The following is a 24798-nucleotide window of genomic DNA, read 5'->3' on the forward strand; positions in this document are numbered from 1 at the left end:
CTTGGTCAATCGATGTCACGTCGAGGCAACTGTTGGGATAACGCACCACAGGAATCCTTTTTCGGACACTTAAAAGACGAAGTTGATTTCAGCATGGTCAAAACACTGGATGAGTTACGCGCTAAAATCGATCACTACATGGTTTACTACAACAATTATCGTTATCAATGGAATCTAAAAAAGATGGCTCCTGTACAATACAGAAACCATCTCTTAATAGCTTAAACTCTTTTTTTAGTTTGTCCTTGACTTGGGTACCACATTAATCCACAATTCCCCTTTTTCTACCTTTGCTATATTCACGGGAACAATCCCCTTTTATCCCCTAGATACGTCCATAACTAGTTAAATGTGATTTCCAGTAACCTGATTGAATCGAAGCGATGTTTACGCTTTTTCCACTCGCATTAATCATTTTCCCATTTCCAATATAGATACCTACGTGAGAAATACCTGCTTTATATGTATTACTGAAGAATACTAAATCCCCCACTTTTGGAGTCGTTACTTTTTTCGCCATGTAATAGTAACCTGCTGCTGATGTGCGACTAACAGATTTTCCTGCGTTTTTAAATACATAATATACAAATCCAGAGCAGTCAAAACCTGATGTTGATGTTCCACCGAATACATAAGGTACACCTAGATAGTTCTTCGCAATATTCACCAATTGTGTGGATGAAGAAGCAGCAGTAGACCCATTCACCTGTAATTTTTGACCAACTTTAATTTTTGTTGAAGTTAATCCATTTAATTTCATAATTTCTGTATACGTAGTTCCGTATTGTCTTGCGATGCCTGATAATGTATCATTACTTTTTACCGTATATGTTGCTGCTGATGCACCGGATACCGTTGTAAATAATAGTGATGCACTTAAAGTTATTGATGCTAATACTTTAGTTAATTTTTTCATAATCTACTTAAACCTCTATATCTATGTAATATTTTATATTTTGTCTACGAGATACATAGTATCAAAAAATTATTACATACTTATTACAGGTTGGTTAAAAATAGCATATAATACAAAGATATAACAAATTACACTGTAGTTTTAAGTGAAAATACATGAAAAAAGCACTATCTAATATTTTTGAGATAATCCCAAAATCATTATATTAATATCAATCTACCTTCAAAAACGAAATCAATTTTTCCACAATCATTTTGTTCGGACAATCCTTACGGTAAATTAAGCTATACGTAACCGGTGTATCGAATGGGGAATCAACTAGTTTTATCGCCTTTAATTGTCCCCCTGCAATGTATGGATCATCTTTTAACATTAAATCCGATAAAATACTAACACCTAATCCTTCTATAACAGACTTTTTGATCACCTCAGAATTGTATGATGAAAATAAAATGTGTGGTTCTCTTTCTGAAAAGCGGTGTATTAAATTCGCAAAATATTCATAGCCATACACGATAAAAGAAGTATTGTCTAAATCTTTTAGTGAGATTTGTTGAAATAATGCATATGGAGAATGTGTATTTACTATTAAATAGTAGTTGCTTGAAATTGGTAGGTTACGAACATGTAGAATCTCTTCGTTTATCTCATCTGACTTTGCAATAAAACCTAAGTCTACTTCCTTATTCAAAACGCGTTCAATCACTTTTGGATTATCTGATTCGAAAATTTTGTAATTAATCCTTGGATGGATGTTTTTAAATTTTGCGAAGGTTTTCGGTAATATCGTCATAAATACTCCTGGAACAGTCGCTATTACAAGATTTCCAAACAATTCACTCTGTCTGTTTTTCACTTCTTGCTTTATATCCACTGTTTTTTGATATATTTCCATGAGTTTCGGCAGCATCCATTTACCATCCTCAGTCGGGATCGTCCCTTGTCTTGAACGTTGAAATAGTTTGATTTGTAGTTCCTTTTCAAGGGCTGTGATTGCTTGACTAATTGCTGATTGACTAACAAATAACTTTTGCGCTGCAATGGTAATCGATTTATGTTCTAAAACATTTTTTATATAGAGTAGTTGTTCAAAGTTCATATTACTCCCCTTTTACATAAGAAAAACTTATTAAAATCTTCATAATTATTAATTATACATTAGAAATTCTTCAATATATAATAACCTAATGTTAATTATTGGAGGGTACATTATTTTGAATGACTCGATATGGAATAAGAACTTTTTATATTTATGTGGTAGCAATTTTTTAATTGGTCTAATGTTTTATATGCTTGCTACAACATTACCCTTATATGTTCAGGTAGGACTAAATGGCGATGAAAAACAAATGGGATTAATCATTTCCGTTTATGTGTTAGGAAGCGTGTTTGCTCGAATCTTTTCAGGTGCACTCGTAGACCGATATGGGCAAAAAAAGATGGGGATGATTGGATTTTCTATTTTCTTTATCATGTGTATCGTCTATTTCGGTGTAAAAAATGGTCTGGTTTTATTTCTCATCATACGTTTTATTCATGGTATGAGTTATGCCATTGCATCGACTGTTACCAATACAGCAGTTATCAGTATTTTACCGGCTAAACGTAGAGGAGAAGGCATTGGTTATTTTAGTATGTTTATTAGTTTAGCCATGGTGGTAGGACCTTCCTTTGGTTTATTTTTATGGAAGGATGAAAATATTTATATTGTTTTAATTGCAGTTGCCATTTTATCAGCCATTGCACTTCTTTTAATGAAATTAATTGAGCTCCCGAAATTAGATGAACCAACTACGCCTACTAAATTTGAATTTAAAAATATCATTGAAAAGAAGGCAATTCCTATTTCCCTTGTGTCCTTTTGTTTATTTTTTTCATATAGCTCACTATCTGGTTTTTTAGCTTCCTATACAAAGGAAATCAACCTTGCAAAAGTGGCTAGCATTTTCTTTGTACTGTATGCCATCATGATTGTCGCCTTCCGACCATTTATGTCAAGATTGTTTGATAAATTTCCTGTCCATTATTTTTTCTATCCTTCTATGCTTGCATTTGGAATAGGGATGCTACTTTTAAGCCAAGCAAATTCTAATTTTGAAGTATTAAGCGCTGGCGTCATCATGGGCTTTAGTTATGGTATATTGACACCTTGCTTACAAAATACCGTTGTAAATCAAGTACCAATTAATCGAAGTGGAGCAGCGACATCAACATTTTTCTTATTGGCTGATCTCGGTTATGGTTTAGGTACGTACATACTAGGAGCATTAGCTTCATATAGCGATTATCGTGTCATGTATGTATCATCGGCAATAGTAGCATTTATTGCGATGGTCATTTACTTTGCTTTCTATCATCGAAATGTTAGAAAAAACAATATGAATATAAATGATAAACTTGTAGGAAACCAACAATAGTGCAAAAAAGGAGTTGTCTGAAAAGTCATTTTGAGACAGCTCCTTTGCGACGAGGATAGTGACAACCACCGCAGGAACAATAATTCATAAGAGATATTTATCAAGAAAGAAAAGAGGTGTCCAAAAAATTATTACTTTTTGGACACCTCCTACTTTATAATAAAGCAATAATTAAACACAATAGGAATGTAAGACCTGATAATGGTGTCATTACCAATCTCTCTTTCTTACTTCGAGATAATAGATTGGCGATGGTATTTATGCCGAGTAAAATGGAAATAAACCATATGAAACTACTTGTGGGCAAATCTATATCAATCAAGGTATGAGTATGTTGCAGACAAACAAAGCCCATCAATAATAATATTAATGCATTTACAACACTAACAATTCGTAATCTTTTAGGTAAAATCTTATAAAATCCTCCCATTGCATATTCACCAAAAGGAAGACCTAACGAAAGCAACATTTGAAAAACTGCAATGGACACGAACAAAATCGCAACAATAATGGATAATGTATTAATGAATTTTACCCCCTATCCTTTCTAAAAAAGAATGAATACCACTATTGAAATTCATTCCTAATATATCTATGCAACATGTATTTCTTCTAAATACGGTACGCGAACTTTCTCATAAATTACACCACAGACAATTGTCATTAATACAACACTTGCGACCATTACGATCACACTTGGATTAATAAACGTTTTGCTCATTGCGAAAATTACTTCTGTACAGAACCAGTTTTGAAAAGGTAAACCTACACTTAAAAGACCTATGAAAAAAGCAATTTTGACCCCGAGCCGCTTCCCTTTGATTTTACCAATCATCCCATTAATAAATAGACGTAACATTGCTAATCCAGCACCTACAAAAAAGAACGTCACTAAATAACCTTTCACAGCTTCATCTAAAATAAATGATTACCCTATTATAGTTAGTACAACTGCCGCTGCAAATACCACACTAATTTTACTTTTTTATTCATTATTACTTCCTCCTAAAATCGAACTCCTTGTTCATCACAATTAATAGTTTAAAAGGAATACGCAAGTAATTTAATAAACAAAATTCAACACGTTGTCCATTTTTAAATTTTTCTCAAAACTAAATGAAGGTACAATGCTGGACGACTGGTAGCTAAACTATCCGGGGTATGCTTAAAAACAAAAAGAAAGCATTCTGCATCATACAGAACACTTTTTTCTAATAGCTAACCAATTATTATCTGTAATACCCATTAAATGTATTTATTAAACAAAAATTACAATTTCCCGTTCAATATAATCACTTTTTTATTTAATAGTAGATTTGGTAAGTTAATGACTTCTTAAATTTTATGGCTTTTCAACTCTTTAACACCATACATCTTTAATTGATTGTACAGCTCTTTTTCATTCCCAAATATCAAGGGCTCTTCCCTTTCCATCCCAATCCACTTTACTCACAATTACATCATGAATTTAAGATTGATAGTTGCCACCTCTTCATAAGAATCATTCATATAGATTTTTTTCACTTCATTATATTACCGTAATCCTCAATAATCCATATAAAAAAGAAAGCATTCTGCATGACACAGAACACTTTCTTAATCTATTTTTTTATAACTTTATATCCAATATACAAGATTAAGAACCAAACTGGTGCTACATATAGAGCAACACGCATATCTGGAATAAATGCCATTAACACGACTACCATTAGTAAAAATACGATAGCGATATACGTAGAAATTGGATAAAGTGGGATTTTGAAATCTAACTTTGCAATTTCCTCATTTGATTTGAATTTTCTGAATCTCAATTGTGTGAGCAAAATAATCATCCAACTTGTTATAACCGCAACCGTCGCAACCGCAGAAATATATATAAATACTTTTTCTGGTACAACATAATTTAAAACAACGCCAATTAATAACATTAGCGAAGAAAACAAAATACCCCTCTGTGGACTTCCGTTTTTACTAACGGTATTGAAATATTTTGGCCCATTATTCTGTAAAGATAAATTGTACAACATTCTTCCGGAGCCGTATAAACCACTATTAAATGCAGACATTGCTGCTGTTAGGACAACAAAATTTATAATATGTGCTGCTGCAGGGATACCAACATAATCGAAAATTTGAACGAATGGACTACCTTCTGCTCCCACTTCATTCCAAGGGTAAATCGCCATCATAACCCCTAATGCACCAATATAGAAAATTAATATACGCCATACAATATTATTAATCGCTTTCGGAATCGTCTTTTCAGGGTTTTTCGCTTCTCCTGCAGAAATACCAACTAATTCAACGCCACCGAATGAAAACATAACTAATACTAAAGACATTAATATACCGTTGAAGCCATTTGGCATGAAGCCACCATGAGACCAAAGATTAGAAAAACCGATTGCTTCGCCTTGATTACCAACTCCGAATAAAATAATGGCTAATCCAAGGACAATCATTCCGATAATGGCTACGACTTTAATCATTGCAAACCAGAATTCAAATTCACCATAAGCTTTTACATTTGCTAAATTAACAAGCGTCAGAACGACAAGGACCACAAGAGCTGTTACCCATTGCGGAATATCTGGAAACCAATAGTTAATATAAACACCGACTACAGTTAATTCAGCCATACCAACGACAATCCACATGAACCAATATGTCCACCCAGATAAGAATCCTGCAAAGTTCCCTAAATATTTATTTGCATATGTACTAAAGGAACCTGATACTGGTTCAGCTACAGCCATTTCACCTAATGCTCTCATAATTGTGAAAATGACTAATCCGCCAATTAAATAAGCGAATAAAATCGATGGTCCTGCCATTTGAATCGTTGAACTCGATCCGTAGAATAAACCGACTCCAATGGACCCACCAAGGGCAATTAATTGCATGTGTCTGTTACTTAAACCACGTCTAAGTTGTGAATCTTGATGATTTTCTCTCATTTCCCCTTACACCTCATACCTTTCTATTTAAAATTACTTGTTCAACAAAGGAATAAAAAAAACGCCCTTTTGGATTCACCAAAAGGACGATTCAACTCGTGCTACCACCTTAAATTTATAAGTAATTCACATTACTTACCTCAAAAAGTACAGTCATATGACGATACTCAAGCACATGATTACGGGTGCTTACCGATGTAGCCTACTTAGAAAAAACCTTTCGGTACATAGCTCCAAGATGAATTCACAATCGTTTTACATGCACCTCTCAGCAACCGGTAACTTTCTGTTCGTAAAAATAATTGATACTAGTTCTTTTCATAGCCTTTGTTATATACAAGTATTTTTAATTGTTTTTTTATTTTAACGAATTCTATTATTTTGTCAATACAATTTAGAAAATTCCTTCTTTCAATTTTTTAAAAAAAGAAAGCATTCTGCTCTACACAGAACACTTTCCTTTATGGCTAACCAACCAATCTTATTTTTTCTCTTTTCCCATAGAATTAAACAATTGAGTAGAAGATAGTGCGTTGAATGGCATTGGAATATTAAGTTTTGCCCCTTCATTGTACGTAGCGATTAAGTCTTTTAGTAATACTGCTAAAGCTGTGTCTGCAGTCCATTCAGATACATCGCTCCAGTTTCGTACTACCCAGCTGTCGCCCGTACTTACTTTTAATAGATTTAAAATTTCTTCTTCAGGTAAGCCGTAATGTTCCCCAAGTTTTAATCCTTCTGCAACTGCATTCATGTTAATTCCTAAAATCATGTTGTTCACTAATTTTGCTACTTGGCTATTCCCTGCTTCTGGTCCGTAGTAGAATGTGTGAGAACCCATCGCATCAAAGTATGGAGCGAAAGATTTTACGATTGTTTCATCCCCTGAAGTCATGATAGATAAAGTACCAGCTTGTGCGCCTGATGCACCGCCAGAAACAGCAGCACTGATTAGTTTTAATCCACTTTCAGCTTCCACTCTTGCACCTAATTCGTTCATCGCATCTGGAGATAGAGTACTCATGACGATGACCGTTTTTCCGTCCGTATTTTCCCCAGTAAGGATGCCGTTTTCACCAAAGATAACGTCCACGTTTTGTGCATAGTCACGAACCATAGAAATAATTGCTTCGTCCGCTAGCTCTGCTACTTCTTTCACTGTATCAACCATTGTAAATCCTGCAGCTTCTGCTTTTTCATAAACACCTTTCCAAGCATCAAAACCGATTACTTCAAAACCAGCTTTCTTTAAATTCGCCGCCATAGGGAATCCCATAGTACCTAATCTGATAAATCCAATTTTTTTACTCATATTTATTCCTCCAAATGTTTAATATTTTTAAGCTAAACCTACTAGAGTTAAAATTACGACTACAGCCATTGCGACCCAGTGCGTAACACTTATACTAATAAATCCATTTTTAAATGTATCTTTCATTGTTAAACCAGTAATCTTGTTAAAGATAATTAAGAAGCCTGAATAAGGAACAATTGATAATGCTCCAGAACCAATGGCAATTGCACGGTGAACCGTTTCAGAATCTAACCCTAAATCCAAATAATATGGAGCAAAGTTCGCTACAGAAATACCGATTGCACCTACAGCGGATGCCGTAATACCACCGATTAAGCCTGTCCCAATCATTAATGACAGAACGGGAGGTCCAGGAATCGATTGAATCAATTGGAAGACACCTTTAAAGGCAGGAACACCCGTTGCAATGCTACCAAATGCAATCGTACTACCCGTTGTAATCGTTGAAGTAACCGATTCATTTGCTCCTTGATTCAATACTTCTTTTTGCTGATCAAGTTGTTTTCGGAATAAGATTGCACTTAAACCAACTGCCACAATTAAAGCGACAATAATAATATTGCTTACAGAACTGAAACATAAGATAATTGCTAATAATACAATAATCGGAAGTAAACTGATTAAGAAAGGTGGAAGATCGCGTTTCATTGCATCTTCACTATGTTCAACAGAATGCTCTGCTTCAAATGTTTCCTTTTTACGTAAACTTCTCGACAGCATCATTTTCATAAAAACTAATAAGAAAATAATTGCTGCGATGGAAGTAACAATTCCGATGAATGGCGCAGCAGTTAATGTTGTACCTAAAGCTGTGGATGGCACAACATTGTGTAAGGAAGGCGCCCCAGGTAACATGGTCATTGTAAATGTGGATGTACCACCAAAAACGGGGATGATGACCAATTTCCAAGAGATATTTAATTGTTGGAAGATTGGTTTTGCCATCGGAACTAATGCGAAGATAATAACGAATACATTAATTCCTCCATAAGTAAGAAGTGCAGAAATTATGAATAACGCTACTAACGCATTGTACGGATTTTTAGTTCCGACTACCGACAACACTTTATTGGCAATCGATATCGTTGCCCCGCTTTTATCCATATATTTTGCTAATATAGAACCTAATAAGAATATCGCGAAGTTTGATGCCACGAACCCAGCAAGGGCAGACATATAAGAATTTTCTTTACCAAAAACAGTTTCTAAAATATTTACATCATTAAATAGCAACACAACAATTGTCGCAATTGGTGCTGCAACAATAATATTGAATTTTTTTACGATAAATAGAATGATTGTTAATATCCCTAACAATATTCCGAATATGCCTAATATATCCATTTTCTATCACCTCTTTATTTCTTGTTGTTTCAGATATTTCGAATTCCTTATTCTCGAATTCAAGATGATATTAGATACGCTACCAAAGTTTCTGCCACTTCTGCCTTTTGGAATTTTCTACTCTACGACAAATTAACTTAATTGGAAGCGCTTAATTTCGCCTTACCATTGTTCCTTCTAATATCGAATTTGTCTTGCAAACATACTATAACGTAACTTTCACACATTCGTAAAATATATAAAATTCATGTTTTGTATTCCTTTTTTTCATACTAAGTTGAAGGGAAATTTTTAATATATTTCATGTACACTTAAAGTTGAAGATTCTTCAAAGATTGGAGATAGAATGGATGGATATACGACAGCTTACCTACTTTATCGAGGTGGCAAAATATAAAAGTTTTACGAAAGCCTCTAAATCCTTGCACTTATCGCAGTCAACATTAAGTAAAGTCGTCAAAAGTTTGGAAGAAGAATTGAAGGTAGAACTAATCGATCGTTCCGCAAAGAATATTGAACTAACGGACGCGGGAGAAATCGTTTTGGCAGAAGGGGAAAAAATTATGGAATCCCTCGATGATTTATCGATTCACCTTTACGATTTAATGAATTTAAAAAAGGGAAAAATCAAAATCGGTATACCACCAGTTATTGGTTCTTTATTTTTCCCGAAAATCATTAAAGAATTTAATAGTTTATATCCCGATATTAAAATCAAAATATTTGAAGCAGATTCAAAAACGGTGCAACAAGAAGTGACAGATGGAACGCTGGATCTTGGTGTTGTGATGTTACCAGTGGATGAAAAGGTACTCGATGCGATTCCTTTTGTTTCGAATGAATTGATTCTCTTCGTTCATCATACCCATCCTTTGGCACAGAGGGAAAAAGTAGATTTGAAAGATTTGCAAAACGAAACCTTCATTTTGTTTAAACAAAAGTTATTTCAGGAGCTTATTGTGCAAGAATGTTTACGAGCTGGTTTTCGTCCAGAAATTGCATACGAAAGTTTGGAGTGGGATTTCATTAGTGGAATGATTGGAGAAAACTTAGGGATTTCCATTTTCCCAAAACCTATGGAAAATAAAGTCGACCAAACAATTATCAAATCGGTTCATATTGAAAATCCAACACTACCATGGAATTTAGGTTTAATTTCCAAGAAAAAGAAACGCCCTTCACCGGCAGTTCGTCAATTTCTTCAGTTTATTTCTCCAAAGTTACCTTTTGAAGTTTGAATAAATGCTAAAAGGCCAAATTTGAAAATTGGCCTTTTTTATATACTTATTTTACAATTACGGGTACCCATAATTCGTTGCTAGGTTCATGATTTGGTGGATAATAACATTCAATACAAGGAATTTTCGCAAGTTCATATCCCGAATTCGGTAGCCAATCACTATATAAACGTTCCCAGGCATTACTTACATTTGGAAAAACAGCCCATAAATTATGCGAGATATGGATAATTCCTAACTCACTTGGCACTTCCCCATCAGAACGAACTCCCATAAAGTAAGTAAATTCATCTTCCTTAATCGCGGCTTCATTGCCACAAACGCCTAATATGCCTTCAAGGGTGCATTTCCGTTCTTTCCATGACAAATCAATTAATTGTTGCAAAAATCCTTCCGTTTCAGCATTATCCCAAATAGTGGAAATTGTTTTAAAACTATCGTTCGTTTGTACAACTATTCCCTTACCGATAATTTTAATATCAAAATCAATTGTTTCCATCCGGTACTCCATTTTGGGCTCTCCTTTCTTGATTTCGAAAATTACTTCGATAATGATGGAAAAATTTCCTTCAAAAAATAAAAAAGACACATGAACTTGTGTCTCCTGAATCAGTTTTTCAGATTTTGTATCAAGGGTTGCCGTTGCTTGATCCAATAGAGTTAAGTTTGGATTTTTCAGCAATGCACGAGCAATGAAAATTCGTTGCTTTTAACCACCTGATAACTTTTTACTCCGCGCTCACCAATTTGCGGTTCATAGCCTTTCTAGCCATTGCATTTCCCCTAAATATACTTACTTCTACCTCTGTATATACCAATATTATAGAAAAATAAAAAACACCTACAAAATTATATCTGCAGATGTTTTAATAAGTATTAGATTAAGAATCAGCTTTTTTTACCATAAAACAAACGAGCATACATGGTTCGTTTGTTTTATTAATGCACCAATGCTCTTCACCCGCTGGAATCAATGTTGCATCTCCAGCTTTTTCCACACTATATTTACCATTACAGTAAGTTTCGATTTCCCCGCTGAAAATATACGAGAACTCATCTTCCTCATGACAACTCATCCCTTCAGCTGGAACTCTTTCACCAGGTGTAAGAGAAATAACACTCATGCTCACTTCTTTAAAATCTCCCTTTTTTGTGAAGAGTTTCTTCATTTCATAAAGAGGCATACCAGTTGGATCTACTTGATTTATGTTGATTTTTTCCATTCATTTCCCACCTATTCTTTTTGAAGTTTAGGATCTAGAAAGTCTCGTAGACCATCACCTACGAAGTTAGCTGCTATAGAAATCGAGAAAATAGCTAAGCCAGGGAAGGTTGAAACCCACCAATTTTGAATAACTTTTGCTCCATCCGATACCATTGAACCCCATTCAGGTGTTGGGGGTTGTGTTCCTAGACCAAGGAAGCTGAGCCCTGAAAACATCAAGATTGCATTTCCAAGGTCAAGCGTTGCCATCACGAGTAAAGGACCAAAACTATTAGGTAAAATTTCTAAAAATAAAACCCTTATATGCGAAGCACCCATAACCCGGGAGGCCGTCACATACTCGCTTTCTTTTAAAGAAATAACCATCGATCGCATCAACCTCGCATAGTTTGGCCACCAAATAATTGCCATCGCTATTACTGAGTTCAAGATACTCGGTCCAAGTGCCGCAGCAATGACCATCGCCAAAATTAGAGGTGGAAACGCCATAATCAGTTCTGAGAAACGCATCATGATTTCGTCGACTTTCCCACCCTTATATCCTGCTATCCCACCAAAGAGAATACCAATAGATAAGGCACAAATAACTGTGATGATTCCGGCTGTTAAAGAAATTCTCGAGCCATACATAACCCTTGAGAATACATCACGCCCCAATTCGTCGGTCCCAAATAAATGAGATAAACTAGGAGGCTCATATCGAATCGATAGATCTTGTGCAGTAGTACTATGTGTTGCGATTAACGGTGCAAATATCACAACGATAAACCATAATGCGCAAATAATTAGTCCGAGTTTAAATAGAAATCCTTTTTGAGTGATAAAAGATTTAAATGTTCTCATCATCTGTACCTCACTCTCGGATCAATAATTCCATATAAGATATCAATCAATAGATTAATGACTACATAAATAAATGCTATTAAAAGTGAAACTCCACATATTGCTGGGAAGTCTAGTGAAACTGCTGAAAGATATGCATATTGACCGATTCCTGGCCACGCAAAGATATTCTCAACAAGCACCATACCACCTAAAAGATTACAGAAACCAATACCAGCGACTGTAATGACAGGAATTAAGGAATTGGAGATTGCATGTCCAACGATAATGCCGGATTCTTTTAATCCCTTTGATCTCGCTGTACGAATATAGTCCATAGACATCACTTCAAGTAAATTCGATCGTGTTTGCCTAGCGATTAGTCCCATTGTAAAGAATCCTAACACCGTTGCAGGCAGAATCAAGTGCATCGCGACATCACCTAACAGTTGAAAATCTCCATTTAAAAGAGAATCTAATAATAATAGTCCAGTTCCCCCTTCTGGAGTTGTTGATCTCGCATCTATCCGGCCAGGACCAGGTGTAATACCAATAACAGAAGAGAAAATATTGAGCATAATTAATGCAAACCAAAAGCTCGGTACAGAAACCCCACTAATAGAAAGCGTACGAATGATATGATCAACAGGCTTATTTCGAAAAATAGCAGAGATTACTCCAAAAAGAATTCCAAGCACTAAGGCAATAACCATAGCCACTATCGATAATTCCAGGGTTGCTGGGAAGAACTGCATTAAGTCCTCCATCACTGGTCTGCCAGTTCGAATTGAGGTACCCAAATCACCAGTCAATAAGTGTTGGAAGTACAGTATAAATTGACTAAATAGCGACTTATCGAGCCCCCACTTCTCTTTGAAAGCAGCAACAATTTCGGGATTATTCATTGCACTTTGGCTCAAATTCGCAGCAACCGGATCACTTGGCACTAAATGCGAAAGAATAAACACGAACAGTGCCACACCAAATAATAAGAAAAGTAGAAAGATTAGACGTCTACCTATAAACCTAAGCAATTTAAGATCACACTCCCAACTAAAAACAACTCACAAGTCGATACTCATAAACTAGCTACCCGTAGGCAATTGACTGCCCACAGATAGCTTTTTGGACATTTACATCATTATTTTGAAAGCTTTAAATCTTTTAAACTTAGCTTAAATAAATCATTATAAGCAACACCTTCAAGGTTAGCGCTAACTGCAAATGATTTCGGGTGTTGTACTAAAAATGCATAAGGACTATTCTCTGCAATGATTTCTTGCATTTTACCTGAAAGTTCTGCACGCTTTGCTTCATCAATTTCTACTTTTGCTTGTTCAGCTAAAGCTACTAATTCTGGATTTGCTGAAGGATCCCAGTTTGCACGTGTTCCTACAATATCTCCAGGAATAAATGCTAATTGATTGCTTAGATCATAGTAATCTGGTGACCAGTGCATTACTAGAAATGGTGTTTTACCATTACGATAGTCTTCGATGACAACGCCAACATCACCCGTTTGAATTTCTACATTAATATTAATCTTAGATAAATCTTCTTTTACTTTTTCAGCAATCGTTACCCATGAAAGTCCCTCAGAATCATAGTTAGCTGCAATTAAAGGTACTGTGAAGCCATTTTCAAAACCAGCTTCCTTCATTAATTCTTTTGCTTTTTCAATGTTTTGATAGTTATCTGCTCTTGATTGAGCACCTACAAAGCCATCTTGAACAAATGACATTGGTAGTAGTGCGCCATCACCTGCTAATTGTTTAAAGCCTTCATAGTCAAGTGCATAGCGTACCGCTTGCTGAACAAGTGGATCTGACATTTCCTTTCCAATCTCAGGACTATTGTTCATTAGTAAGAATGAAATCGTTGAAGTAGGAGAAGATACAACTTTTGCATTTCCACCTTCTTTAATAGTTTTTACTTGGTCAGGACCAACACTTAAAGCAACATCAATTTCACCTTTTTCTAGTGCTTGAATTTGTGTGTTTGGATCTGGAATTTCTTTGATAATAATTTTGCTTGCATTCACAGTGCCTGGATAATTTGGATTCTTTTCAAGTACCATTTCTGTATTTTGAGTCCACTTCGTTAATACATATGGACCACTACCAGCAGATGTCCCATCAAGATATGCTGTTGCAGTATCCGTTGTACTTGCATCTTCTGCATCGGTACCACCTTGTTCCTTCACAACCTGGCTATCTACAACCGCGAAAGCATTACTTGTTAGTTTAGATAGGAATGAAGCATCTTGTTCCTTTAACGTCACAACAACCGTATTTTCATCTGGTGCTTCTACTTTTTCAACGCCTTCTGCTAGAGCAGATGCATTATCTTTAATATTCATTGTACGGTTAAAACTAAATACAACATCATTTGCAGTAATAGGATTTCCACTTGCAAATTTACGTCCCTCAACCAGTTTGAAAGTATACACAAGTCCTGATTCATCAACAGAATATTCCTTTGCAAGGGCTGGTTTTGGTATAAGTTCTGAACCTTCTAACATATATAAGTTCTCATATGTTGCATAGAAATAAAAATTCCCGAACACTTCATAAGCACGGGCTGGATCAAGTGTTTTCCAGTCAGATGCAACCCCAATAACGATCGTATCTTGACTACCATTTGATGAAGATGAAGATGATGTCGTTTGTCCACTTTCTTCTTTTTCACTACATGCTATTAGTGATAAGCTCACTAACAATGTAATTGCCAGTAAAATTATCTTTTTCATTAGCAAAGACCCCTTTTTTTATATTTTTATAGAATCACTTTGTACACAAATGACATGCAACAAAGTGGTTACTATTTGTTTGTTTGAACTCTGGCTCTTTTGTTCTGCAAATATCCATTACTGCAGGGCATCTTGTGTGAAATCTACATCCAGATGGTGGATTCGATGGACTTGGAACATCCCCTGTCAAAATAATTTTCTCTCTAACTTCACCGCTAACATCTGGAATCGATGAAAGGAGCGCCTTTGTATATGGATGTTGCGTATTTTCATATAGTTCATCACGAGTTGCCAGCTCAACAATTTTACCTAGATACATTACTGCCACTCGGTCACTAATATGGTGAACAACACTTAAATCGTGCGAGATAAATAGATAAGTAAGATTTAATTGTTTTTGAAGGTCTTCTAGTAAATTAATAACCTGTGCTTGGATTGATACATCTAAAGCCGAAACCGGTTCATCACAGACAACCAGTTCTGGATCTAGTGCCAGTGCTCTTGCAATTCCTACCCTTTGTTTCTGACCTCCAGACATCTCATGAGGATATCTATCTAAAAAACGACTTGGTAGCCCAACCATGTCCATTAGTTCTGTAATTTTCGCTTCCCCATTTTTAATTTTGTGAATTTTGAAAGGTTCCATTAAAATTTGCTTAATCGTTCTGCGGGGATTTAAGCAAGCAGATGGATCTTGGAAAATCAATTGCGCCTTTCTGGCAAAATTTTTCCGGTTCGTCTTCGAAATATTCGTAATGTCCTCGTTATTAAACAATATTTTAGAACCGCGGTCAGGCGGATATAGACCAAGCAAAGTCCTACCTAACGTACTTTTTCCACATCCACTTTCACCTACAAGACTAAATGTTTCTCCCTTTTTTATCGTAAAAGATACATCATCTACTGCCTTAAGTAATCCCTTTTTTCCATCAGGGCTTTTAATTTGAAACGTCTTTTTCAAATGGGAAACTTCTAAAATATTTTCAACTTCACTTTGGATTGATAGAGTTGCTGTACTCTTTATATTCGTTTGTGACATTTCCATCATCACCCTTTTCTCCTGCGTCATAAATAAAACATCTTACTTCACGACCATCTTCTCGTTTATATAATGGAGGCTTTTCTGCTTTGCAACGTTCCGTAGCATACTTACAACGAGGATGAAAACTACAACCAGTTGGCATTCTCAACGCATCTGGTACTGTACCAGGAATCGCCTCAAGTCTTTCAACTTTACTAGAGATTTTAGGAATTGCATTTAGTAAACCCTTTGTATATGGGTGAAGTGGATCCTTAAATACAAGGTCAGTAGGACTCTTTTCAACGATTTGGCCAGTATACATCACGACTACATTCTCACACATTTCTTTTACAACACCTAAGTCATGGGTGATCATAATAATACTCATATCTCGTTGCTTTTTCAGTTTGCTCATTAAATCGAGTATTTGAGCTTGAATCGTTACATCTAGTGCAGTAGTAGGCTCATCAGCAATTAATAGTTTTGTATCACAAGCTAACGCAATCGCAATCATGATTCTTTGTCGCATCCCACCAGACATTTGATGTGGATATTCATGGAACCTTTGCTCAGGTGAAGGGATTCCTACCAAACGTAATAACTCAATTGCGCGTTTTTTTGCCTCTTGTTTACTTATCCCTTTTTGATGAATTAGGATAGGCTCCATGATTTGCTTACCACAAGTATGTAGTGGATTCAAAGATGTCATCGGCTCTTGAAATATCATGGACACAGAATTACCTCTTATTTTCCTCATTTCATCAGGCGATAGTTTTAATAAATCTACACCCTCAAAATCTATCTTTCCAGTTATTTCAGTGTTTGCATTTTGCAAAAGTCTCATAATAGCTAATGATGTGACACTCTTACCGCTACCACTTTCACCTACGATTCCTAGTGAAATACCTTTTGCTAATTCAAAGCTTAAATTATCTACTGCTTTGACAACACCCTGTCGCGATTTGAATTGAATCGTCAAATCCTCTACTTTTAGTAATGTCATAGCCTCACCTTTTTCGCTGTATTGTTAATAATTAATTTTAAAATTTTAGTTAAAAATAACTGGAGTAATGACAGACAGTAATAGAGTTTCCTGGTCGAGTGGATTCTCCCATATATGTGGTAGGGTTGATGGGAAATGAATGGCATCCCCTTCTCGCAAATAGTATTCGGTATTATCAACTGTGAATAATACTGCACCTTTTAGAACGTAATAAAACTCTTCTCCAGGGTGTTTTACCGGCTCTTTTTCCTTTTGATGCGGCTTGATTGTTACCAATAAAGGCTCTATTTTTCTATCTGCAAATTTATTACTTAACCTTACATAAGTTGAATCCGAACTTTCTATTTTAAAGGATTTTTGATCTTGCTTTTTTACTGCATAATTTAGATTTTCGCTCTCTTCGAAGAAATGAATCATTTTTACTCCAAAAGCGTCAGCAATTTTTTTTAATGATGTAATAGCTAGTGATGATGTCCCTCGTTCTATTTGAGATAAAAAACTAACAGATAGGTCTGTCTTTTCACTTAACTCCTTTAAAGTCATTCCTTGCTCAAATCGCAATTGCTTAATTTTTTGAAAAATTTCTTCCATAGCTTAATTCCTTTCTATTACGAGAAGAATAATTACTGTATTACTGTAATTATTTTCGATTTTACCATAATCCCTAATATTGTAAATGAAAAATTTTGAATATTTTTTATAATATTACTAGAGTAAAAATTTAGAATGTTTTTTCGAAATACCATTTAGTAGTATGTTCCTTTAGAAATGTAGATGTGGAAAAATAAGGGGATAATAAACTGTTGGGGATACGAAGGAAATTGTATGATCAAGAAAAAACTATCTAAGTAAAGTATTAATATAGTCAGTTAGTTGAAAGATTTTTAGAAAAACAGCACCTAAACAAAACGTGAAGATGCGAATTTTTACGAATCAAATATTTTATTTCAATCGGTAATTGTAAACTTCATCAAATTTGATTTTTCATCAGAATGATTGTATCCGACTCTAAATCTTTCATAAAATTATAGTAGGTTTGATTTTTCTTATATTCCATATTCATACAATTTCGCGGTATCTCTATAGGAGTATCATATTTCGTGGTTTGAATGAGTTCTGATCTTAGAAAGCAATGCAAGTACCCATTCAAATAAAATAAGCCACCCAAAATTGGGTGACTTTAAAAAGGGGATGTACATAACAATTTAACTTACTTATACTCATGCATTTCTGTAGTACCATCCGTATAATCAATAATTGTTGTATACTCGATTGCATTATTTTCCCTTGCCATATAATAATGTAATCGTGCATCTGCTATAAGTGCAAGATTACCATCACCATCATAACCTGCAATTGGACCATATGAGACAGCTAACATTGTACAGCCTTCTGGTGCTGCAAATGGTTCATGTATATGACCTGCTTGTTCGCAAGTGTAATAACCCGGATATCCTTTATCATCACCATCTTCATAATAAAAACCACCTTCAATAATATAAGCTTCAGAATTATGAAGATGCCAATGTGTAGCTGCTTTTATACCCGGATCAATTTTTAGTAGAATTGTAAAATTACCTGAAACAAGATCACAGGATAAAAGCTTAAAATAAGTTCCCGGCATCAGCCAATCAGTCCACGGAATCCAATCAGGATTTATAAAATCACGTTTTTTTCCTTTAGGGGTATTACCAGGATTTTTCATCCAGTATAATGGATTATACTTCTTTGAAAGACCTTGTTCGTTAGACATTCTACATTCCTCCTAATTGTTTGAAGTTAACTACATTTACATCATACAGAACACCACTTACTATCAACTTACAAAACAACTTACAAACAACCTAAATTTATTGTTAATATAAGGAAGTTAAGTTAAAATTAATCAATATTCATTATTTTCTAATAAAGGAAGTGTTAGAATCATGATGATATCTACTATAGAAATTAATGAAAACAACCTTTTAGTTCGGAAAGATCTATTTTTAAAACTAGATAGCTTTCATTCAAAGAAACTAATTACATTAATAGCTGGTAATGGTTTTGGAAAACGAACTTTGATTTCTAGTTATCTTAAACACAATAATATTCATTACACCTGGTTTACTCTGCAATCACCCTTAACAACATTACAAGAATTCCTCTCAACTATAATAATGCACTTAGAATCCATACAACAAAATCAACTTGAGACATTACCTATTAATCAACAAGTAGACGAAGTAATAAATATACTTTTAAAGAAAAAAGACCCGTATTGGCTTATTCTAGAGGGCTGTGAACATATTCAATTTGAAAATCATCACTTCGCTTTATTAAATTCATTTATTGATAGATTGCCGAATCATGTTACTTGTGTTTTCTTAGGAAAGCGTTTACCAAACAAGATAACGCAAAGCAAGTGGAAAATGCAGGGGAAATTACTATCTATAAATTCAGAAGACCTAGCCTTCAATAAAGAGGACATAAAATATCTATTTCACTCCATCTATCAATTGCAAATAAGTGATTTTGAGATAGAGAGAACGCTTCAAGAAACGGAGGGATGGGCTGCTGGTATTGCACTATATTACGAAGCGGTTAAAGAATTGCCTTCTATTGATCGGGAACAATTTTGGAATAATATCAAAACAGGTGATGATATATATCAATACATCACGAATGAAATAATAGAAGAACTACCTCATCATTTACATGAATTTCTTTATTACTGCTCTTTATGTAGAACCATAGATAAGGAAATTTTCATTGAAGTCTTTCCTAACTTATCTGTTCACGAAGCAATACATGAACTAGAAGATAAAGGAGTTATTATGATTTATGATGCAAATGGAACCCCAAGACTACACGAACTTTTTAGACGTTATTTATATAAAAAGGCATTAATCGAGTTGGGAGAAGAAAGAATTCAAGCATTTCATGGACAAGTATCCCAAACATTTTTGAAAAAATATCAATTTTTCAACGCCCTATCCCACTCCCTTGCATCTGGTAATGCACAAAAGACAGCAGAAATTATGAATTTAATGATAGACCGATATGAACCAGAGCATTTCCTACAATTAATAGATGGTTGGTTAGAAAGTATTTCACCTAGCTTAGATTTATCAATGACTAGCCTCTTAATATTTCGATGCATACCTGTAAAGTTATCTGAACGATTAATCGATCCTTTGTTACTATTATTAAAAAAATTCGAAAATGTTAACCCAGCTATTACTTTAAATATCTATCATCGATTAGCCACGATTTATTTTTATAAAGGTGAACTTAAAAAGGCAATCATAGATTACAACAATAGTTTAAATCTAGCTGTACAAATAGATAATCGTCCAATGATCGCTTTAAACACAAGTATGTTAGCACAAATGTATCGATTTATTAAAAATAAAGAAAAATCAATTTCTCTCGCTAAGAAAGCACTCCTCTTAGCAGAAAAAGATGGCTATGATCATACTCAAATGCATTCACTTTGGAACCTTTCTGAAATTATGGTAGATGAGGGAGATATTCATTTAGGTAAACGCTTTGCTATGGAATCGATTGATGTATCGTTAAAATGTGATGATGCAGCTGTTATTTACCCTTACTGTACAATTAGCAAGTATTATAGAAAGACAAATCAACTGGACAAGTCCTTTCAATGGGTAGAGAAAGCCGTTAAGCATGCTGAAAAATATCAGATTGAAACTGATTTAGGTTGGGCTTATACAGAATTAGCACTTTGGTATAAAGATAACCAACAATTTGAGTTGGCCGAACAATATATAAAAAAGGCTGAAGAATTGTTTAAATCATTTCGGCATCACAACTGTATTGTACGTCTTCATCTTGTTGATATTTTACGAGAATTCAACAAAAATGAAGAAGCACAAAAAATTCTCGATGATATTAAAAAGACTGTAAAAAAATATGATTATGAATGGATTACTTTTTACGAACCTAAAATAGAACCTGACATTGACGAAAAACTAACATTAAAATTACTTGGTTCATTTGAAATCAAAGTTGGAAGGAAGAAAATTAAAATATCGAGAAAATCTAGTAAAAAACTACTTTTTCTTTTGGCTACACAATACAAAAGACGCTGGTCGAAGGAAGAAATTATTGGAAGACTTTTTCCGGATGAAGAAGAAGAAATTGCTTCTAACTATTTTAATGTAGCCCTTTCCTATCTTCGCAAGGAGTTAGAACCTAACCTAAAGAAAGGAAGGGATTCTAAATATATTAAATATGACGGTTCTCACTACTATTTTGTTTATGAAAATATAGATTGCGATTTCAAAAAACTGAACGATTTATTGGATGACCCAATCAATACGAACACTTCCCTTGAGACTTACATTCAACTATATTCAGGGGATTTACTTGAAGAATACCCATATGAAGATTTCCTAATTGATAAAAGAGATGAACTAAAATCCGATTATCTTGATGTACTAAAAAACCTAGTTAAAGAATCAGAGGGTAATGGAAAGCTAGAACAGAGCTATCAGATTTATGAAAAAATGATTCAAGTTGATCCGTTTGAAGAACAATTTTATTTAAACTATATCAAAAGCCTATTAAAAACCGGTCAACGAAACAAAGCACATCAAATAGCTAATAAAGCAATACAATATATAGAAGTTGAACTTGGAATTCCAATACAATCTGAAATTGAAAGTTTATTAACCATAAAAAGTAAGTAATGAGTAAGTTACATTCCTTATGATATAGCAATATCAAATAAGGAGTGAGACTAATATGAATTTGTTAAACAAAGTTGCCGTAGTTACTGGAGCAGGAAGTGGGATTGGGAGAGCGATTTCAGAAAAGTTAGCTTCACAAGGTGCATTCGTTTACGTAACAGATATTACAGAAGCTAGTGGGCAAGAAACTGTAAATATCATTAAAAGGAATAATGGAAAAGCAAAGTATTTACCTCTTGATGTAAGGAATCCTGAGCAAGTGGAAGCTACATTCCAAAAAGTTGCCAATGATACTGGGAAACTGGACATCTTAATTAATAATGCAGGCATACCTGGTCAACCAAGTTCAATTGAGCAGATTCCGAATGCAGAATGGACAAACTTGCTTGATATTCATGTTAATGGTTCATTTTATTGTTTAAAATGTGCCGTTCCTTACATGAAAAAAAATGGTTCTGGTCGCATTATTAATATGTCCTCACTTGCATCTGAAACATCGCTACGTGGATATGGTCATTATGCAGCTGCTAAGTATGCCCTTTTAGGTTTAACAGAAACGGCGGCTAAAGATTTAGCACCATATGGTATCACTGTGAATGCATTAAAGCCTGGGGTTATTCGCTCTGCCTTGACTAGTGGCATTTTATCAATGGCTGAGGAGGAATTAGCAAAAGCAACTCCACTAGGTAAGATTGGTTCCCCTTCTGATGTAGCCGCTGCTGCTGCATTTTTATGCTCAGATGAAGCCTCGTTTATTACAGGTGCTACTTTAATCATTGATGGAGGTTTCCGTCTTGTAAACGAGATGGATAATGCGATGGATCGATTTTTAAGTATTTCTAATTCATAAAATTTAGAAAAGGCAATCATGATTTTTCATCACGATTGCCTTTTTCTATTTCTTATTTTTGCGTAATTCAATTGCTGTTGAAAAATTTAGACAACGATCGACTACCTTTTACTGGGTACATCAAATATTACTGCTGGATGATTTGAATATGGTTACCACATGTGTCGTCAAACACGGCAACCGTTACATTGCCCATTGATGTTGGCTTCATTGTAAACTTCACGCCTTTATCCAGTAAACGTTCATATTCTGCTTGAATATCTTCTACGCCAAACATCGTTACCGGGATACCATCAGCAAATAATTTTTGTTGATATTCCTTTGCAGCTGGATGATTGTTTGGCTCAAGGATTAGTTCCGTTCCTTGTTCATTTTCTGGTGAAACTAAAGCAATCCATCGAAATTCACCAGCAGGAACATCATGCTTTTTAATAAATCCTAATGTGTCACAATAAAAATTCAATGCCTTTTCTTGATCGTCTACGAAAATGCTAGTTACAATAATTTTCATTTAATTTTTTCTCCTTTACAATTTGTGATGCACAACTTACTCTAACCATTTATCCAACAAATTTTTTAGCGGCTCCTTGTTGAATTGTAGCACTCGATATTTTCCCTCTTTTTTTGAAAGGACGAGCCCTGCATCTTCCAATAATGTAAGATGTTTTGCTATACCCTGTCGTGAAATGGAAAGATTGTGCTTCATAATTAGACGAGCATTCAGTTCATACAATGTCATTTCGTTACTTTCTGAAAGTTCATCTAATATTAGCCGTCGATTCTCGTCTGCAAGTGCTTTAAAAATTGCGTCTTTTTCCCATTCCATAAGCCGATTATACGCAACTAATTGGTTGCATGTAAAGTGAAAAGGCATGAAAAATTAAAATTCATTCGCTTCTAATTTCATTAATGCTCCAAAATATTGTTGTGCGGTAGTAAAGCAAATAAACGCGCAAAGCTCACTTATTTCATCCTCTGTGAAATAGTTGTGTAGTATTTGAAATACTGAATCTGGAACAATTCCTTTTTCATATTTTAAAAAAGCCTCGGCAAAACCCACTGCAACAGATGTTTTTTCATCAAAATTGAGAGGATCTGGCTTCCCTTTTGCTTTGCAATACTCGCATCCATTCCCTTGTGCCAATGTTCTTCTAACTTGTTCCTTTAATGTAGCTGATAAACATCCATCTTTTTCTAACTCATCCCCTAACTCTGCCCATGACGTCATCACTTCTTGATTGTGACCTAATAGTTTTTGAAAAGGTGTTCCTCCAAAATTTGATTGTTTGATTCTTGCCATATGCAACTCCTCCTTGTTACATTAAATATAAAATACGGATTCTGAATTTCACATTAAATTTGAAATGTTTTTTGGTGAAATGATTTTGATAATTAACGTAAAAGAGAGGATTTTCTTTAAAAATGAAAATTGATGATATTGATAAAAAAATACTTGTTGAGTTATCTAATAATAGTCGTTTGTCGATGAGTGAACTAAGTAGAAGAGTTCATCTGTCCTCCCCTTCTGTCACTGAACGAGTTCGGCAAATGGAGTCTTTTGGCATTATTAAAAAATATACTTTGGAAATTGATTATGAAAAAATCGGCTTACCTATCCAATGTATCATCGAAGCTACTGTAAAAAATGGGGATTATAAGAAGTTTAAAAATTTTATAGAAAGTCTCCCAAATGTGGAATTTTGTTATAGAGTTGCGGGAAATGCCTGTTATATGCTAAAAATGCAATTTGAGAGTTTTTCTAAAGCAGAGGAATTTATCGACACTGTAAATCCGTTTGCTGCTACGGTTACTCATTTTATTTTTTCTGAGGTAGAGACGAACTTAAAACTAGATTAAAGAACTAAACTTTATTCTGAGTTAGTCCTTAAATAAACTCAAACTAGTGACATTCATCACTGGGATGAAGGTCAATTCTCTTGTGAAATCCTGTTCCAGTGACCTTCATTACCCTGATGAAGGTCAAATCTCTTATGTGAATACTTTCCAGTGACCTTCATTACCCTGATGAAGGTCAATTCTCTTATGTGAATACTTTCCAGTGACCTTCATTACCCTGATGAAGGTCAAATCCCATGTGTAAATCCTTTCTAGTGACCTTCATTACCCTGATGTACAAATGCTAATTTAAATATGTACATTCCCGCTTGAATAACAATGTACAAAAATGCTCGGGGTATACATACTGATCTAGAGGTGATTGGAAATGTATATTCAATTAAACGTAGAGAC

General features: G+C 34.6%; 24 protein-coding genes and 1 other annotated feature. Of the genes, 6 read left to right on the top strand and 18 right to left on the bottom strand.

The window, feature by feature from the left end; all coding sequences use genetic code 11:
• On the top strand, positions 1–225 hold a 225-nt coding region (locus D8M03_RS13985; protein ID WP_147404826.1), incomplete at its 5' end, for an IS3 family transposase.
• Between the two features lie 100 nt (positions 226–325).
• Here the strand turns inward: D8M03_RS13985 and D8M03_RS13990 are convergent.
• Positions 326–916: a C40 family peptidase gene (locus D8M03_RS13990; RefSeq protein WP_121215449.1), complete on the bottom strand. Its 591-nt coding sequence runs from the start codon at positions 914–916 to the stop codon at positions 326–328.
• Positions 917–1127: 211 nt separating this feature from the next.
• Positions 1128–2015 (bottom strand): LysR family transcriptional regulator, encoded by an 888-nt coding sequence (locus tag D8M03_RS13995; RefSeq protein ID WP_121215450.1) that lies wholly within the window; start codon positions 2013–2015, stop codon positions 1128–1130.
• Between the two features lie 115 nt (positions 2016–2130).
• On the opposite strand from D8M03_RS13995, the gene D8M03_RS14000 reads away from it, so the two are divergent.
• Positions 2131–3333, top strand: coding sequence for an MFS transporter (locus D8M03_RS14000; RefSeq protein ID WP_170148459.1), 1203 nt, complete (start codon positions 2131–2133; stop codon positions 3331–3333).
• Between the two features lie 592 nt (positions 3334–3925).
• On the opposite strand, the gene D8M03_RS14010 is transcribed toward D8M03_RS14000, so the two are convergent.
• From D8M03_RS14010 to D8M03_RS14025, 4 genes are all read right to left on the bottom strand, one after another.
• Complete coding sequence (locus tag D8M03_RS14010; RefSeq protein WP_245987613.1) at positions 3926–4225, bottom strand: MFS transporter permease; 300 nt, start codon at positions 4223–4225, stop codon at positions 3926–3928.
• A gap of 709 nt (positions 4226–4934) precedes the next feature.
• The gene (locus tag D8M03_RS14015) at positions 4935–6290 is read right to left on the bottom strand and encodes an amino acid permease (RefSeq protein ID WP_121215453.1); all 1356 of its coding nucleotides are present in this window, start codon (positions 6288–6290) and stop codon (positions 4935–4937) included.
• A 79-nt stretch (positions 6291–6369) separates the two neighbouring features.
• Positions 6370–6621: a binding site (T-box leader), on the bottom strand.
• Between the two features lie 150 nt (positions 6622–6771).
• Positions 6772–7602: an NAD(P)-dependent oxidoreductase gene (locus tag D8M03_RS14020; RefSeq protein WP_121215454.1), complete on the bottom strand. Its 831-nt coding sequence runs from the start codon at positions 7600–7602 to the stop codon at positions 6772–6774.
• A gap of 27 nt (positions 7603–7629) precedes the next feature.
• The gene (locus D8M03_RS14025) at positions 7630–8949 is read right to left on the bottom strand and encodes a GntP family permease (protein ID WP_121215455.1); all 1320 of its coding nucleotides are present in this window, start codon (positions 8947–8949) and stop codon (positions 7630–7632) included.
• Positions 8950–9299: 350 nt separating this feature from the next.
• Here D8M03_RS14025 and D8M03_RS14030 point away from each other — a divergent pair, with 350 nt between their 5' ends.
• On the top strand, positions 9300–10187 hold the full coding sequence (locus tag D8M03_RS14030) for a LysR family transcriptional regulator (protein ID WP_121215456.1): 888 nt from the start codon (positions 9300–9302) through the stop codon (positions 10185–10187).
• A 46-nt stretch (positions 10188–10233) separates the two neighbouring features.
• On the opposite strand, the gene D8M03_RS14035 is transcribed toward D8M03_RS14030, so the two are convergent.
• The 9 genes from D8M03_RS14035 to D8M03_RS14080 all read right to left on the bottom strand — a co-directional run bounded on the left by D8M03_RS14035 (position 10234) and on the right by D8M03_RS14080 (position 18760).
• Positions 10234–10698, bottom strand: a complete 465-nt coding sequence (locus D8M03_RS14035; protein WP_121215470.1) for a GyrI-like domain-containing protein — start codon at positions 10696–10698, stop codon at positions 10234–10236.
• Between the two features lie 370 nt (positions 10699–11068).
• Entirely contained in the window at positions 11069–11410 is a 342-nt protein-coding gene (locus D8M03_RS14040) for a cupin domain-containing protein (protein WP_121215457.1), read from the bottom strand.
• An 11-nt stretch (positions 11411–11421) separates the two neighbouring features.
• Positions 11422–12258 carry an ABC transporter permease gene (locus D8M03_RS14045; RefSeq protein ID WP_121215458.1) on the bottom strand — a complete coding sequence of 279 codons (837 nt, stop codon included), beginning with the start codon at positions 12256–12258 and terminating at the stop codon, positions 11422–11424.
• Positions 12255–13268, bottom strand: coding sequence for an ABC transporter permease (locus D8M03_RS14050; RefSeq protein WP_121215459.1), 1014 nt, complete (start codon positions 13266–13268; stop codon positions 12255–12257). The genes D8M03_RS14045 and D8M03_RS14050 overlap by 4 nt, the downstream gene beginning before the upstream one ends.
• Positions 13269–13375: 107 nt before the next feature.
• Positions 13376–14983: an ABC transporter substrate-binding protein gene (locus tag D8M03_RS14055; RefSeq protein ID WP_121215460.1), complete on the bottom strand. Its 1608-nt coding sequence runs from the start codon at positions 14981–14983 to the stop codon at positions 13376–13378.
• A gap of 34 nt (positions 14984–15017) precedes the next feature.
• Positions 15018–16022, bottom strand: a complete 1005-nt coding sequence (locus D8M03_RS14060; RefSeq protein WP_121215471.1) for an ABC transporter ATP-binding protein — start codon at positions 16020–16022, stop codon at positions 15018–15020.
• A complete protein-coding gene (locus tag D8M03_RS14065; RefSeq protein WP_121215461.1) occupies positions 15973–17007 on the bottom strand; it encodes an ABC transporter ATP-binding protein in 1035 nt (344 codons plus the stop codon). Before D8M03_RS14065 ends, D8M03_RS14060 begins: the two co-directional genes overlap by 50 nt.
• Before the next feature lie 45 nt (positions 17008–17052).
• Positions 17053–17598, bottom strand: coding sequence for a helix-turn-helix domain-containing protein (locus D8M03_RS14070; RefSeq protein ID WP_121215462.1), 546 nt, complete (start codon positions 17596–17598; stop codon positions 17053–17055).
• A gap of 619 nt (positions 17599–18217) precedes the next feature.
• Positions 18218–18760, bottom strand: coding sequence for a 2,4'-dihydroxyacetophenone dioxygenase family protein (locus D8M03_RS14080; RefSeq protein ID WP_121215464.1), 543 nt, complete (start codon positions 18758–18760; stop codon positions 18218–18220).
• 172 nt (positions 18761–18932) lie between these two features.
• On the opposite strand from D8M03_RS14080, the gene D8M03_RS14085 reads away from it, so the two are divergent.
• A complete protein-coding gene (locus D8M03_RS14085; RefSeq protein WP_121215465.1) occupies positions 18933–21698 on the top strand; it encodes an AfsR/SARP family transcriptional regulator in 2766 nt (921 codons plus the stop codon).
• Between the two features lie 55 nt (positions 21699–21753).
• A complete protein-coding gene (locus tag D8M03_RS14090; RefSeq protein WP_121215466.1) occupies positions 21754–22548 on the top strand; it encodes an SDR family NAD(P)-dependent oxidoreductase in 795 nt (264 codons plus the stop codon).
• A 127-nt stretch (positions 22549–22675) separates the two neighbouring features.
• Here D8M03_RS14090 and D8M03_RS14095 read toward each other — a convergent pair whose 3' ends face one another.
• The 3 genes from D8M03_RS14095 to D8M03_RS14105 are packed head-to-tail and all read right to left on the bottom strand — an operon-like array spanning position 22676 to position 23848.
• Positions 22676–23059 carry a VOC family protein gene (locus D8M03_RS14095; protein ID WP_121215467.1) on the bottom strand — a complete coding sequence of 128 codons (384 nt, stop codon included), beginning with the start codon at positions 23057–23059 and terminating at the stop codon, positions 22676–22678.
• 36 nt (positions 23060–23095) lie between these two features.
• Positions 23096–23374, bottom strand: coding sequence for an ArsR/SmtB family transcription factor (locus D8M03_RS14100; RefSeq protein WP_121215472.1), 279 nt, complete (start codon positions 23372–23374; stop codon positions 23096–23098).
• Positions 23375–23428: 54 nt separating this feature from the next.
• Positions 23429–23848 carry a carboxymuconolactone decarboxylase family protein gene (locus D8M03_RS14105; RefSeq protein ID WP_121215468.1) on the bottom strand — a complete coding sequence of 140 codons (420 nt, stop codon included), beginning with the start codon at positions 23846–23848 and terminating at the stop codon, positions 23429–23431.
• A 122-nt stretch (positions 23849–23970) separates the two neighbouring features.
• Between D8M03_RS14105 and D8M03_RS14110 the strand changes: the two genes are divergently transcribed.
• The gene (locus D8M03_RS14110) at positions 23971–24405 is read left to right on the top strand and encodes an Lrp/AsnC family transcriptional regulator (protein ID WP_121215469.1); all 435 of its coding nucleotides are present in this window, start codon (positions 23971–23973) and stop codon (positions 24403–24405) included.
• The last annotated feature ends 393 nt before the right edge of the window (positions 24406–24798 follow it).

The organism is Ureibacillus endophyticus (assembly GCF_003628435.1).
In the GTDB taxonomy this organism is placed as follows: Bacteria; Bacillota; Bacilli; order Bacillales_A; family Planococcaceae; genus Ureibacillus; species Ureibacillus endophyticus.

Excerpts from the sequence above, each read along its gene's own strand:
- D8M03_RS13990 (WP_121215449.1), bottom strand. The coding sequence starts at position 916 with ATGAAAAAATTAACTAAAGTATTAGCATCAATAACTTTAAGTGCATCA.
- D8M03_RS13995 (WP_121215450.1), bottom strand. The coding sequence starts at position 2,015 with ATGAACTTTGAACAACTACTCTATATAAAAAATGTTTTAGAACATAAA.
- D8M03_RS14015 (WP_121215453.1), bottom strand. The coding sequence starts at position 6,290 with ATGAGAGAAAATCATCAAGATTCACAACTTAGACGTGGTTTAAGTAAC.
- D8M03_RS14020 (WP_121215454.1), bottom strand. The coding sequence starts at position 7,602 with ATGAGTAAAAAAATTGGATTTATCAGATTAGGTACTATGGGATTCCCT.
- D8M03_RS14025 (WP_121215455.1), bottom strand. The coding sequence starts at position 8,949 with ATGGATATATTAGGCATATTCGGAATATTGTTAGGGATATTAACAATC.
- D8M03_RS14030 (WP_121215456.1), top strand. The coding sequence starts at position 9,300 with ATGGATATACGACAGCTTACCTACTTTATCGAGGTGGCAAAATATAAA.
- D8M03_RS14035 (WP_121215470.1), bottom strand. The coding sequence starts at position 10,698 with ATGGAGTACCGGATGGAAACAATTGATTTTGATATTAAAATTATCGGT.
- D8M03_RS14040 (WP_121215457.1), bottom strand. The coding sequence starts at position 11,410 with ATGGAAAAAATCAACATAAATCAAGTAGATCCAACTGGTATGCCTCTT.
- D8M03_RS14045 (WP_121215458.1), bottom strand. The coding sequence starts at position 12,258 with ATGATGAGAACATTTAAATCTTTTATCACTCAAAAAGGATTTCTATTT.
- D8M03_RS14055 (WP_121215460.1), bottom strand. The coding sequence starts at position 14,983 with ATGAAAAAGATAATTTTACTGGCAATTACATTGTTAGTGAGCTTATCA.
- D8M03_RS14060 (WP_121215471.1), bottom strand. The coding sequence starts at position 16,022 with ATGTCACAAACGAATATAAAGAGTACAGCAACTCTATCAATCCAAAGT.
- D8M03_RS14065 (WP_121215461.1), bottom strand. The coding sequence starts at position 17,007 with ATGACATTACTAAAAGTAGAGGATTTGACGATTCAATTCAAATCGCGA.
- D8M03_RS14070 (WP_121215462.1), bottom strand. The coding sequence starts at position 17,598 with ATGGAAGAAATTTTTCAAAAAATTAAGCAATTGCGATTTGAGCAAGGA.
- D8M03_RS14080 (WP_121215464.1), bottom strand. The coding sequence starts at position 18,760 with ATGTCTAACGAACAAGGTCTTTCAAAGAAGTATAATCCATTATACTGG.
- D8M03_RS14085 (WP_121215465.1), top strand. The coding sequence starts at position 18,933 with ATGATGATATCTACTATAGAAATTAATGAAAACAACCTTTTAGTTCGG.
- D8M03_RS14090 (WP_121215466.1), top strand. The coding sequence starts at position 21,754 with ATGAATTTGTTAAACAAAGTTGCCGTAGTTACTGGAGCAGGAAGTGGG.
- D8M03_RS14095 (WP_121215467.1), bottom strand. The coding sequence starts at position 23,059 with ATGAAAATTATTGTAACTAGCATTTTCGTAGACGATCAAGAAAAGGCA.
- D8M03_RS14100 (WP_121215472.1), bottom strand. The coding sequence starts at position 23,374 with ATGGAATGGGAAAAAGACGCAATTTTTAAAGCACTTGCAGACGAGAAT.
- D8M03_RS14105 (WP_121215468.1), bottom strand. The coding sequence starts at position 23,848 with ATGGCAAGAATCAAACAATCAAATTTTGGAGGAACACCTTTTCAAAAA.
- D8M03_RS14110 (WP_121215469.1), top strand. The coding sequence starts at position 23,971 with ATGAAAATTGATGATATTGATAAAAAAATACTTGTTGAGTTATCTAAT.